This window comes from Paraburkholderia fungorum (assembly GCF_046026025.1).
GTDB classification, from domain to species: domain Bacteria; phylum Pseudomonadota; class Gammaproteobacteria; order Burkholderiales; family Burkholderiaceae; genus Paraburkholderia; species Paraburkholderia fungorum_E.
Genome location: NZ_JAQQFL010000029.1, coordinates 66,302 through 78,577 on the forward strand (window position 1 = coordinate 66,302; position 12,276 = coordinate 78,577).

13 protein-coding genes are annotated in these 12,276 nt (G+C 61.1%); 2 read left to right on the forward strand and 11 right to left on the reverse strand.

From position 1 onward, the window contains the following. The first annotated feature begins 24 nt into the window (after window positions 1-24). The gene (locus tag PQR67_RS27275; protein ID WP_408465949.1) at window positions 25-606 is read left to right on the forward strand and encodes a thioredoxin family protein; all 582 of its coding nucleotides are present in this window, start codon (window positions 25-27) and stop codon (window positions 604-606) included. Between the two features lie 244 nt (window positions 607-850). Continuing rightward, window positions 851-1,075, forward strand: a complete 225-nt coding sequence (locus tag PQR67_RS27280; RefSeq protein ID WP_408465950.1) for a DUF4148 domain-containing protein — start codon at window positions 851-853, stop codon at window positions 1,073-1,075. A 96-nt stretch (window positions 1,076-1,171) separates the two neighbouring features. Here the strand turns inward: PQR67_RS27280 and PQR67_RS27285 are convergent, their stop codons facing one another. From PQR67_RS27285 to PQR67_RS27335, 11 genes are all read right to left on the reverse strand, one after another. After that, a complete protein-coding gene (locus PQR67_RS27285; RefSeq protein ID WP_408465999.1) occupies window positions 1,172-1,927 on the reverse strand; it encodes an SDR family NAD(P)-dependent oxidoreductase in 756 nt (251 codons plus the stop codon). A 19-nt stretch (window positions 1,928-1,946) separates the two neighbouring features. Next, complete coding sequence (locus tag PQR67_RS27290) at window positions 1,947-2,543, reverse strand: gluconokinase (RefSeq protein WP_408465951.1); 597 nt, start codon at window positions 2,541-2,543, stop codon at window positions 1,947-1,949. 57 nt (window positions 2,544-2,600) lie between these two features. After that, complete coding sequence (locus tag PQR67_RS27295) at window positions 2,601-3,449, reverse strand: transporter substrate-binding domain-containing protein (RefSeq protein WP_408465952.1); 849 nt, start codon at window positions 3,447-3,449, stop codon at window positions 2,601-2,603. Between the two features lie 105 nt (window positions 3,450-3,554). Further along, window positions 3,555-4,283 (reverse strand): amino acid ABC transporter ATP-binding protein, encoded by a 729-nt coding sequence (locus tag PQR67_RS27300; RefSeq protein WP_408465953.1) that lies wholly within the window; start codon window positions 4,281-4,283, stop codon window positions 3,555-3,557. A 27-nt stretch (window positions 4,284-4,310) separates the two neighbouring features. Further along, window positions 4,311-5,060, reverse strand: a complete 750-nt coding sequence (locus PQR67_RS27305; protein ID WP_408465954.1) for an amino acid ABC transporter permease — start codon at window positions 5,058-5,060, stop codon at window positions 4,311-4,313. Between the two features lies 1 nt (window position 5,061). After that, on the reverse strand, window positions 5,062-5,763 hold the full coding sequence (locus PQR67_RS27310) for an amino acid ABC transporter permease (RefSeq protein ID WP_408465955.1): 702 nt from the start codon (window positions 5,761-5,763) through the stop codon (window positions 5,062-5,064). Window positions 5,764-6,135: 372 nt separating this feature from the next. Further along, a complete protein-coding gene (locus PQR67_RS27315) occupies window positions 6,136-7,146 on the reverse strand; it encodes a 2-hydroxyacid dehydrogenase (protein ID WP_408465956.1) in 1,011 nt (336 codons plus the stop codon). 68 nt (window positions 7,147-7,214) lie between these two features. Beyond that, a complete protein-coding gene (locus PQR67_RS27320; protein ID WP_408465957.1) occupies window positions 7,215-9,998 on the reverse strand; it encodes a phosphoenolpyruvate carboxylase in 2,784 nt (927 codons plus the stop codon). An 8-nt stretch (window positions 9,999-10,006) separates the two neighbouring features. Next, entirely contained in the window at window positions 10,007-10,765 is a 759-nt protein-coding gene (locus PQR67_RS27325; protein WP_408465958.1) for an SDR family oxidoreductase, read from the reverse strand. A 197-nt stretch (window positions 10,766-10,962) separates the two neighbouring features. Next, a complete protein-coding gene (locus PQR67_RS27330) occupies window positions 10,963-11,730 on the reverse strand; it encodes a LamB/YcsF family protein (protein WP_408465959.1) in 768 nt (255 codons plus the stop codon). Window positions 11,731-11,813: 83 nt separating this feature from the next. Beyond that, entirely contained in the window at window positions 11,814-12,275 is a 462-nt protein-coding gene (locus PQR67_RS27335) for a biotin/lipoyl-containing protein (RefSeq protein ID WP_408465960.1), read from the reverse strand. Window position 12,276 lies beyond the last annotated feature (1 nt).

Below are 12,276 nucleotides of genomic sequence, written 5' to 3' on the forward strand. Positions count from 1 at the left end.
TCCCCTCCCTGAAAGGACGCTGACATGCTCTCCCGACTCAAAACCACGGCTACCGCCGCCCTGTTCGCCGCAACCGTGGCCACCGGCGCCGCCGCCATCGCAACGCTCGTCGCAAGTCCTGCTGCCAGCGCTGCAGCCAGTTCCGCCGTCAATCAGGGCAACAGAAACGCGGCCGCACCTGAGTTCACCGGCATCGACAAATGGCTCAATAGCGATCCTCTGACCATGCAGCAATTGCGGGGCAAGGTTGTGCTGGTCGATTTCTGGACCTACACGTGCATCAACTGCATTCACGTGCTGCCCTACGTCAAGACCTGGAATCAGAAATACAAGGATCAGGGCCTGGTCGTGGTCGGTGTCCACACGCCCGAGTATCCGTTCGAGCGCGACACGGACAAGGTCAAGGCGGCGATCAAGCGGTTCGACATCACCTACCCGGTCGCGCAGGACAACCGCTACGCAACCTGGCGCGCCTACGACAACCAGTATTGGCCCGCGTTCTATCTGGTCGACAAGAAGGGCCACGTGGTCTACACGCACTTCGGCGAAGGCGACTACGGACAGACCGAGGCGCAGATCAAGGCCTTGCTGGCGGAAAACCCGTGATTCGTATCGCAATGTATCTGGGCATCGAAGCGATACAGAACATTGCAATTGAGCCGGTTTCCGGACACAAGCCAGATACGTCGGCACGTTTTAATGCATCAACGCCGGACGCAAGAGACAAGAGGCAAGAGGCAAGAGGCAAGCAATCTCGGAGATGACGGACCGAACCGCTGCCCTTGCTGCTTCATCTCCCGGCGCCTTCCTTTTATTTGATTAGTTCTCGGAGAACGACATGAAAACCTCAATGATCGCCTTGGCCTTCGCTGCATTCGCAACAACTGGTTTGGCTCACGCCTCCGGTGCGCCGGCAGCAACCGCGGATCAACCAGGCGCCGCACAAGTGCAGCAATGGAACCCGAACCAAAGCGGCGCAATGCAGAAGACGCGCGCCGAAGTTCGTCACGAACTTGTGCAAGCCGAGCGGGACGGCCAACTCGCCTATCTCAGCAATTTGTATCGGGGCAGCTAATTAGCGGAACGCAGTTGGGTTGAATTCCGCTTCAAGTACGGAAGCACGGTTTGAACCGGCTCCACGAGACGGCTACGCAGCGACGTCATCGACGCGCTACAGCGTAGCCGTCACTCCGCCGTCCACATAAAGAATGTGGCCGTTCACAAAGTTCGACGCGTTGCTCGCCAGGAATACGGCAGCACCGACGAGATCTTCCACATCGCCCCAACGCCGCGAAGGTGTACGTCCAATCAGCCAGTTGCTGAACGTTTCATCCTTGACGAGCGCCTCGGTCAATTCCGTCTTGAAGTAACCCGGCCCAAGGCCGTTGACTTGAATTCCGTGCTGCCCCCAGTCGATTGCCATGCCCTTTGTCAGCATCTTCACCGCGCCTTTGCTCGCGGTATAGGCCGCAATGTTGGGACGGCCCAGTTCGCTTTGCACCGAACAGATGTTGACGATCTTGCCGCGCTTGCGAGCAATCATATGACGCGCTACTGCCTGGCCGACCAGGAACACGCTGTCGACATTGGTCTTCATCAGCTCTTCCCATTGAGCATGGGAAAACTGATCGAGCGGCGCACGACGCTGCATGCCCGCGTTGTTGACGAGAATGTCGATCGCACCGATGTCGCGCTCGATATCGGCAACCGCGGCGTCGACCTCAGTGGCCGACGTCACGTCGAAACTTGCGGCATGAACAGTCGCGCCCTCGTTGCGCAAACGGCTGACAGCCTCCGCCAGCCTGGCCGTGCTGCGACCATTGAGAATGACTTCAGCGCCGGCGCCGGCCAATCCTTTGGCGAGCGCATAGCCAATCCCGGTACTCGACCCGGTAATCAGAGCACGCTGCCCCGACAGATCAAACATCTTCAGATTGCTGTTCAACTCAACTCCTCTTTGACGCTGGTTTGTCCGATTTCTTCGCAACACCGTGAACCGCGCTCAGCCATTGCAACACATCTTTCATGCTAAACGCACAGTCCTGCGCGGCAGAGAGATAGAGTACACCGGCTTCTCCCACGGGCGACTCGAGATTCATGAACTGATCCGCGACGAGTGTTGCCGGAAACTTGTGATCAAGCCGTCCAGCCACCCTTGCAACCGCCTCGGACAGACTGATGTCGAGAAAGACAAATTTCAGATCGGCGACGCGTGCGCGCAAGCGCCTGCGATAGCTGCGCCTCAACGCGGAACAGGACAGCACGGCCGTTCCACGGATATCGTTCATCCGCTCGGCAAGGCAGTCCAACCACGGCTCCCGGTCACTGTCGCACAGCGCGATTCCCCGGCCCATCTTGTCCTGGCTTTGCGCCGAATGGTACTCGTCCCCCTCGATAAAAACGCCTTCGAGCGCACCGGCCAACTCACGCGCAAGCGTCGATTTTCCCGAACCCGATACGCCCATCACCACTATTTTATGCATCACGTTGTACATTCCAGCCACGTTGTTCCGGCTTGCGATCAGCGCAATCGCGCCGGCCATTCAACCGGCAAGCGGTGCGCGAATCAGATCGCACCGCCACCTCACACGCTTCCCGCTTCAGGACACCGGCGTGAACTTGAGCTGGTCGATCGGCGTGACCTTATCGGTTCGGGTCAGGCCGTACGGCGTTTTCGGTCCAAGCCACTTGTTGAAGATGCTGCTCATCTCGCCGCTCTGCTCCATCGACGCCAGCGCCTTGTTGACCGCCCCCAGCATGCCCGCCTCGTTCTTGCGCAAGCCCACCGCGATCGGCTCGATCAGCATCGGCTCCGACGCAATCGCCACCGCGCCATCCGTGCCATCCACCTGCTTTGCAATCTTTATCGCGGTCATCTGATTGGTCACGAAGCCTTTGACCTTGTTTTGCTCGAGTGCGAGAAACGCCGAACTGGTATCGTGGAAGGTCACCGCCTGGCCATCTTTGATCGAAATGGGAATCGACTGCGCCGAAGTCGAACCGTCGGCGGCACTGATTTTCTGACCCGTGAAATCGCCCAGTTTCTTGTTCCCGTCGGCTTTCTTCACGACAAGAACTTCTTTGGTGGAGTAGTACGAATCGCTAAAGGCAATCTGCGTCGCGCGAGTTTTGGTGTAAGCCAGGTTTGCGACCACGATGTCGACGCGTCCAAGCTTCAACTGCGGAATCCGCGCCTCGACAGCCAACGGCTCGAGCTTCGCCTTCACGCCCAGTTGTTTTGCCACGGCGTTGCACAGGTCAACATCCATGCCTTCGAGCTGACGCGTCTGTGCATTGGGGTACGAGAACGGCTCGACGTTCGAATACACGCCACAGCTCACTTCGCCGCGGCTCCTGATATCGGCCAGTTGATCAGCATGAGCCGGTGCAACCGATGCAAGCGCACCGCCCACAACCAACATCCCCGCGAAAATCTTCTTTACCTGCATCGTGATGCTCCTGAAGTTTATGTGTAAAGCCATCGACTGCTGATCAAAGGTGGTCAATCCGGATCTATCTTGCGAAAGCCGTTCCGCCTGCAACGCCTCCTCGCCTCAATGCATGCGGAGATCGGACAGGAATCTCTGCGCGCGTGCGTGTTTGGGGCGTAGAAAGAATTCCTCCGGTTCCGCCGTTTCGAGAATTTTCCCGGCGTCCATAAACCAGACGCGATCGGCGACCTCGCGTGCAAACCCCATCTCATGCGTGACGCACATCATCGTCATACCTTCTTGCGCGAGACTCTTCATTACGTTCAGCACTTCGCCGACCATTTCCGGGTCGAGCGCGCTGGTGGGCTCGTCGAACAGCATCGCCGGCGGGTCCATCGCCAGCGCTCTTGCGATCGCCACGCGCTGCTGCTGACCACCCGACAGTTGCGGCGGAAAGGCACTGGCCTTGTTCGACAAACCGACGCGAGCAAGCAAATCTGCCGCTTTGCGTTCCGCATCCGCGCGCTTGAGGCCGTTCACGCGCATCGGCGAAAGCGTGATGTTGTCGAGTACCGACAGGTGCGGAAACAGGTTGAATTGCTGAAACACGAAGCCGACGCGGCTGCGGTACGCATTCAGACGCAGCTTCCTGTCATGAATGTTTTGACCATCGAAGAAGATCTCACCACGGTTGATCTCCTCGAGCCGGTTGACGGTGCGAATCAAGGTCGACTTGCCCGACCCGGATGGCCCGCAGACCACCACCACTTCGCCTTTGCGAACCTCGGCGTTCACGTCCACGAGCGCGTGATATTCGCCGTACCATTTGTCGACACTGGAAAATTTGATCATGCGAATGACCTCGGAGTAATTGAACGTTTAGTTCTCGGTGGGCAGCGGATCGTTCAGCGCAACCGCGCCTGCCTTCTGCGTCTTCGTGACAGCACCGGCCCGTCTGCGTGTCACGCGCCGCTCCAGATATTGCGCAAGCTGCGTCAGCGCGTAACAGAGGGCGAAGTAGCTCAAGGCAAGAATCAGGTACACCGCGAACGGTTTCGTCAGCAGCCGATTGTTGATCTGATCCGCCGCGAAAGAGATCTCCTGAACGTTGATGATGTAGCCGAGCGAGGTCTCCTTCACCGTCGATACGAACTGCGTGACCATGCTCGGCACCACGTTGTAAAGTGCCTGTGGCAGGATCACCGCGCGCATGGTCTTCATGTAGCTCATGCCGAGCGCTCTCGAGGCTTCGGTCTGCCCTTTCGGCAACCCCTCGATGCCCGCGCGGATGATTTCCCCCAGGTAGGCGGAGTCGTAAATAACCAGCGCGCACAGCATCGTGACAAACCCGGTAACCGGAAAACCGGTCAGAACAGGCACGAGAAAGTACACCCAGAAGATCACCATCAGAAGCGGAATGCCCCGCACCATGTAGACGAGACCCGTGGCCGGCGCCCGCAGAACCCGGTAAGGACTGATCCGCGCCAGCGCGACCAGGATACCTAAGGGAAACGCGATGACGAGCGCCGAAAGCGACAGCAGTATCGTCAGCACGATGCCGCCTAGCGGACCATGCGGATACTGCCCGATGAGCAGCAGAGTCCAGTTGTCGCGCAGAATGTCGAACATGTCACTTCACTCCCGGAATACGGTAGTGCGCCGCGATTCTGGCACCGCACAACATGATGACGAGGGAGAGGCCGAGATACACCACCGTCGCGACGAAATACGATTCGAAGGACAGGAAGGTTTCATTCTCGATCTTGCGTGTGACATACGTCAGCTCGGCCGCGCCGATCGCCATCGCAAGACTCGTGTTCTTGAACAGCAATACCGCATGATTGACCATCGGCGGAATCGCATTGCGCAGCGCCTGCGGCAGCACGACGAAACGCATGCCATTCAGAAAGTTCAAGCCCAGCGCGCGCGACGCTTCGTACTGGCCGTAGGGAATCGCACGCAAGCCGCTGCGGATATCTTCGGAGAGATAAGCCGCGCTGCACAAGCCGATCGCCACGACCGCAAAAATGAACTGGCCGTTATAGTTGTTCAGCAGTGTCTGCAATGAGTCCGGCAGGATGGTCGAAATGCCGAAATACCAGAACAGAATCTGGACCAGCATCGGCACATTGCGGTGATAGGCCACGAACGCCGCGACGAACGCCGTCGCAAGACGGTTGTTGGTCAGGCGGATCAGCGTGAGAAGAATGCCCACGGCCAGCGAGAGAATCCACGCCAATGCCGCCATCGCGAGGGTGAGTTCGACCCCATGGAGAAACAGCGCGCCATAGTCGCCTTGCAGCACCGTTGCCAGGTCAAAATGAAGTTTCATGTAGCACGTCCCAATGAATCGGATCGAAGCGACGATCCTGGTCTGACTCGACCTGCGGCACCATCGTTATCCCGCCGGAAGCCGTCGTTGGCTTGCGCGTTGAATTGATACTAGCTCGCGAAAAAAGGCCGTTGCAGAGGCCTTTCTTCTGGTGCAATAAGTTTCGGGAATGATGGCTCGGGACGGCTTCCAGCCACGGTATAGCTGTGGTTCTGCATGGTGGTTGTCTCCAGTATGCGGCGCCTCTGCGGGCGCCTCATCGGTTAATGCGCCCCCTCGATCGGAGCGCTTTTTGTTGCCAGACGACGGCCAAACAACGCCGGCGCAGCGTACCGCGCCGGTCATCGCTCAGTTCACCGCTCAGTTCATCTCTCACGCTGTCGCGGTCGGGCGCGTCAGCACCTGCGGGTTCACCGGCGTGGGCGGTTTGCCCGCCGACGCGCCGTACCCCAGGGCGGCAATCAAATTGTCTGCGCAAAGCGCGGCCATCGCGCGCCGCGTGCTGACCGATGCGCTGCCGATATGCGGCGTCAGCACCACATTCTTCTGCGCAAGAAGCGCCGGGCAAACAACCGGTTCGCCTTCGAAGACATCCAGACCGGCCGCCGCGATGCTACCTTCGTCGAGCGCCACCGCAAGGGCGGCATCGTCCACCACGCCGCCGCGGGCGATATTGGTCAGCGTCGCGGACGACTTCATCTGCTTGAGCTCCGCCGCGCCGATCGCATGGTGCGAGCTGGCCGAATAAGGCACCACGATGATCAGGTGATCCGCCTCGCGCAACAGCGTTTCCTTGTCGACATAGCGTGCCCGGCAGTTCTCCTCGACATCCGGCGCCAGCGGCGAGCGGTTGTGATAGATCACACGCATGCCAAAACCGAATGCGCCGCGCCGCGCTATCGCCTGCCCGATACGTCCCATGCCGAGAATGCCGAGCGTCGAGCCGTGCACGTCGCTGCCGACGAACATGTCGTAGCGCCCAGTCTTGGTCCATTCGCCGGCGCGAAGAAAATGTTCCGACTCGGTGATGCGTCGCGCGGTGGCCATCATCAGCGCGAAACCGAAATCGGCGGTGGTATCCGTGAGAACGTCCGGCGTATTCGTCACCAGCACGCCGCGCGCTGTACAGGCATCCACGTCGACGTTGTTGTAGCCCACGCCGATATTGCACACGGCCTTCAACTGCGGACAGGCGTCGAGCAAGGTCGCGTCGATCCGGTCGCTGCCTGCCGTCATCGCGCCCACCTTCCCTTGCAGGCGGGCAATCAGCTCCGGTTGCGTCCAGATCGTGTCGTCCGGATTGTCGGTCACGTCGAAATTCGCGCGCAGGCGATCGACGATGTCCGGGAACGACGCACGGGTAACCAGTACCGATGCATGCATGGAAAACCTCCTTGTTGGGCTCTGATGAACGATCGTCTCGCGCGGACGTCGCGCAAGGGTCGAATGGGTTAGCCGAATGCGCCGACCTCGTGGGTCACCGCAGTCGATATTTCGCGAATGCAATCGAATAGCCGCGACATCGGCATAAAAATCTCGGCGTGCTCGCGCGCGTACGGTCGGGTCGCGCGAGGTCCGGCCGGTTCGGCATAATCAAAAGCAATCGAGTGATCGGTGTTCTCCGGGAAAATTTCCGCCAGCAAGGGCAACACCGCCGGCATGTCGAGGCCGATGATCGCGCTGTGCAATCCCTCCGCCGTCACGCCAGGACGCGGCGCGAACTCGGGAATATGCGTGGCGTGTAGCCAGATCCGATGAATCAAAGCGAGCCGCAGCGCGTGCAGCAGCGTTTCCCGATCGCTCATCCCCACCCGGTCCGGCCATGCGGCACGCAGGGCGAGGTCGTCAGCGAGCGCGCGGCGAAACATCGCCTGTAACGCGGCCGATGCGCCAGGGCGATCGAGCGTCGAGGCGACAGCCAGCAACGCGGCGCGATGCTTGCTGTCGGTGGCATGAAGCGCGCGATCGAGCCACATGCCGGGGTCCAGTGTCGAGACGACCGCACGAAGCACTTCGATATCCGAGTGGGCGAGCGCGCAGCGCGCGAAGTCGAGCGCGCGGCGAAAGCGCCGGCTGCGCTCGCGCATCTGCGTGAACGCCTCAGGTTGGCGGGCGGCGGCCGCACCCAGCCCGTGCAAGGTGTTTGCGCACCAGCCGAACTGCTGCAAGATCGCGTTGTTCGGAATGGCCCGCAACTCGCGCGGATGTTGAATACGCGTACGTGTGGCCGCGCCGTCGCTCTGCCGCGCGGCGGGCCGCGATCCTGTACGGTCCAGCAGCGCCGGGCCGAATGCACCGAGAATCGCGGTGTACCCCGCATCCTCGACGAGCTCGGTCATCGTGGCGCGGATCGAACCGAAGAAGTCGGCTGCAAAATCTGGATCGGCGTAGATGGGATCGTCAACCGGGCCGACTGGGCGGTGGAATGCGTGCTCAGCCAGGCGCGCGACGGTCGCAAGGGCCAGTTCACGCGTACCGAACAGGAGATAACCGTCGCCACCCTGAAACGCGCTTTCCTCGCGGACCGGATGACCCGCATCGTTGAGCGCGTGCCGCGACGCCGTCGGAGAAAGATACTTGAGGCGGTCGGCCAATGAACCCGGGTGGGCTCCCCGCCCAATGCTCTCGCCATGCGTGTCGAACAGCACGACTTCGACACCATGAATGCCGTGCCGCGCGAGTGTCTGTGCAATCTTCAGACGCAGCCGTTCAATCAGAAAACTGGCGGCCAATTGACCGACATAGCGCCCGGAGTCGGAGTAGCCGAACTGCAATGCGATACGTCCATGTAGCTGCACATAGGCGCGGTAATGCGCGCTACTGAGCGCTTCGTCGAGCACGTGCGCGCCATGTTCGAGCGCTTCCGCCGTTTCGAACAGCGGGCTGATTTCGATGTGCCGTTCAACGCCAAACAGCTTCGCGAGCCACAATGCGGTGAGCAGTGTGTAGCCGCTCTCGGTTTCCGCGATCAGAAACCGCACCGGCGTCGAGCCATCGATATGCTTCACCAGTTGTGCCACCGTCATCATCATCCGCACCGCCGTGGCCTGCTCGACCAGCAGTGAGCCGAAGTCGACCGGAACGGCGTCCACCTTGTCGAGCGCCACGTTGATTGCGGCCAGCATCGCGCGGCGATGCGAAGGTGCATCCACGGGATCGATAATGTTCAGGCGATGACGCGCTGCATTGTGCAACTGGGTGGCATTCAGGCGGACGTGCGTATGGGCGAGTGCCAATCCATGCGCGGCAAGACCCGCGCGCGCGACGCACAAGGCGAGCCGTTCGCTGCCGGCCGCCTGTGCGATCGCGTCTTCGAAGAGCGCGAGCAACGGTGCCGACGAAACGCATGCTTCGTCGCGACGCTCGATCAGTGTCTGCGCGAAATGCGACACGCGTTGCGGGTCCGGGCTCGACGGGCACGCCGCGATCTGCACGTCGAGCGCCGCAAGAGCGGTATCGACCCGACGCGCGAGTTGCCGCGCACTCGCAATCTCCAACAACTGCGCGCGAAGCCGTGCCAACTGAAGACGCTTGATGCGCAATCGCAGGCACAACGTATCCCACCAACCGATGTCCGTGCGCCCATCCGTGTCGTAGCCAACCCACGTTGAAATCACCAGCGGCTGCGGAACCAGCGTCGTCCAACGCGCGGGCCATGCATCGCGCGCCGCCGATAGCAACGCGGCATTGAAGCGATCCAGTGCGTCACGGCCATTGGCGATCGCGACAGCCGCCTGCTCGAACTCGTCGACCAGCGTGACCGGTAAAGGCCGATGCGATTCGAACGGCTCCAGCGTCGCGCCGCACGCGCGTTCCGCGAGATGCCGCCCGACCTGCGGTGGCAGCGCAAACGTTGGATGGCCCGTAAATACCGCCGCATAGCGCGTGCGCTCCAACTGGGCACGAAACTCGTCCCAGCCGGGCTTGTCTTTCGAATCGCCTGAAAACAGCACGTTGCGCGCAACCTCGGCCAACGCGTTTTCATTCACCTCCGGATCGACACTGCCGACGTAGCGTGCAAGACGCGCGGCACGATCCGAGAACGCCTGATCTCGAAGGTGACGGATCAGCGCCACGACAGCGTCGTGGTCGAGCTCATCGCTCTCGATCCGCCGCATGACGTCGAACGCAATCGACAGAACCGGATTGCCGAACGGATCGCCGTTCGCCTGGGCGCGGGTGCGCGCTACCAGTGCGAACAGCCGGTCTGCCAGGGCGGCGGGATTCGAAGACATGCTGGCAATTACTCGTCGTGGCCGGCCGGGTCGCGTTTGATCGTCGTCAGGCCGCCGGGTACCTGCAACGTAGGCAGGATTTCCATATTGCTGATGTTGACGGCGAGCGGCGCGGCGATCGCAAAAGCGATGGCATCGGCAATATCGGACGGCAGCGGCAATTCGAAGCCGTCGATGAACTGCTTGCGCGCCGCCTCGATGTCGCCATGCACGTGGCCAAAAATATCCGTGGCGACCCGGCCCGGGCAGATCTCCGTCACACGCACACGCTTGCCGGTCGCGTCCACACGCAACTGGCGCGACAACGCGTGAATGGCGGCCTTCGTCGCGTGATAAATGGAGTTGCCGTTGAAGTTGTAGATCGCCGCGATCGAACTGATGTTGACGATGTGGCCACGATCGCGCGCCACCATGCCCGGCATGGTGAGGCGCACGAGATGCAGAACCGCTTGCAGGTTGACTTCCACCTGCACGTCGATGTCTTCGACACCGGCATCGAGAATCGAGCCCTTGCGCGATACGCCGGCGTTGTTCACGACGATATCGAACGGCACGTCCTGCGTCAGTCTGGTGACGGCCGGCAGATCGCACACGTCGATCGCATGCGGGATGCAACCGGTTCGCCCGGCCAGCTCATTCAGACGATCGGCGTTGCGGGCGAGCGCGTGCACTTCGAGTCCTTCACGGCAGAAGCGCTCGACGATCGCAGCGCCCATTCCGGTCGAAGCGCCTGTCACCAGCGCGGTCTTATAGTCTGAAAACGGCATGAGTAACCTCTATCTCTTGTTCTGAACGGTCGCCCTTCGAGGCGTGCGATGAGCCTGTTACCAATGTATACGCCGGGAAAACACGGAGCAAAGACGGATTGGCTTTGTAGCGATAAGACTGGCTTATGGTTGGATCGCGGGTTGAACTGCGCGTTGAACCACCCAGCCTGGCCAACGCGGCTTGCCCCCTGCGACGCCTAGCACACGAGCTTCGACACCGGCACAACCCGGCCCCCCGCCGATTCGATCACACCCCGCACCGTGCGCGCGAGCTCGACGGCGCCGGGCGTATCGCCGTGCAGCAGGATCGACTGGACCGCGATCTTGAGCTTCTTGCCCGTGATCGTCGTGATCGTGCCCTCTTCGAGCAGCGCTTTAACGCGTGCAAGGACGGCAGCCCGATCCTTGATGACCGCGCCGTCCAGCTTGCGCGACACCAGCGCGCCTTGATCGTCGTAGGCGCGGTCGGCGAGGAACGTGTTCGCCGTACGGATCCCGATGTGGTCGGCGGCCCGTTCGATCTCCGTATTCGTGGACACGCTGATGATCAGATCGCGATCGAATTCGGCAACCGCCCGCACGAGTGGCTCGGCCAGCTCATACGACGCTGCCGCCATATTGCCCAGCGCGCCGTGAAAGCTCATGTGCGTGACGCGATGGCCCGCCGCTTTCGCGATGCCCGCCAGCGCGCCCAGTTGATACACCACGTAATTCGCCAGTTCGAGCGGGTCCGCCTGAATCTGCCGCCTGCCGAAACCCATCAGGTCGGGAAAGCCGACATGCGCGCCCACATCGATGTTGCGCGCCAACGCCATCCGTACCGTCTTGTCCATGATGACCGGGTCGCCCGCGTGATAGCCGCATGCGACGTTGGCGGAGGAAACGATCTCGAGCATCGCTTCGTCCTCGCCCATCCGGTACGGCCCGAAGCCTTCGCCCAGGTCCGCGTTCAGATCGATTTCCACAATCCACTCTCCATTCTTCAGGCGGTCCGTGCCGGACAATCCACCGCGGACAACACCGGCTCAACTTCACTCTGTCTAACCCTCTACGCCAACGGCGACAGCTCGATCAATCGGGTTCCATAGCCGACCGTCGCACCATGCGCGGCGGGGATCCGCTTGACTACCCCTGCCACTGGCGCGACCACCGGCACGCATAGCTGCGCAATCCGCAGCAAGCCGACAATGTCGCCTGCCTTGACCGGCGTACCTTCATCGACCATCGGCGTGGAACGCGCCGGATGCGTGGTCAGAAAGATGCCGGCGGACTTCGCGGTAATGCTGACGGCCTGTTCGTTCAGCAAAGTTTCCGGCGTACCCGCTCGTCCCGCAGAACTTACAGGCACGGCCGCCACCGCATCCGCGCCCGCAAAGCAGGAAGCCTGTTCCATGGTCAACCGAACGGTCGCCCCGGGCCTGCTGATTTCGATGAACTCGATATCGACCGCTGCCAGCCACGACGTGATTTGCCGAAGCTCGCCGATATCCACTTCGATTTTTTGTGTCATG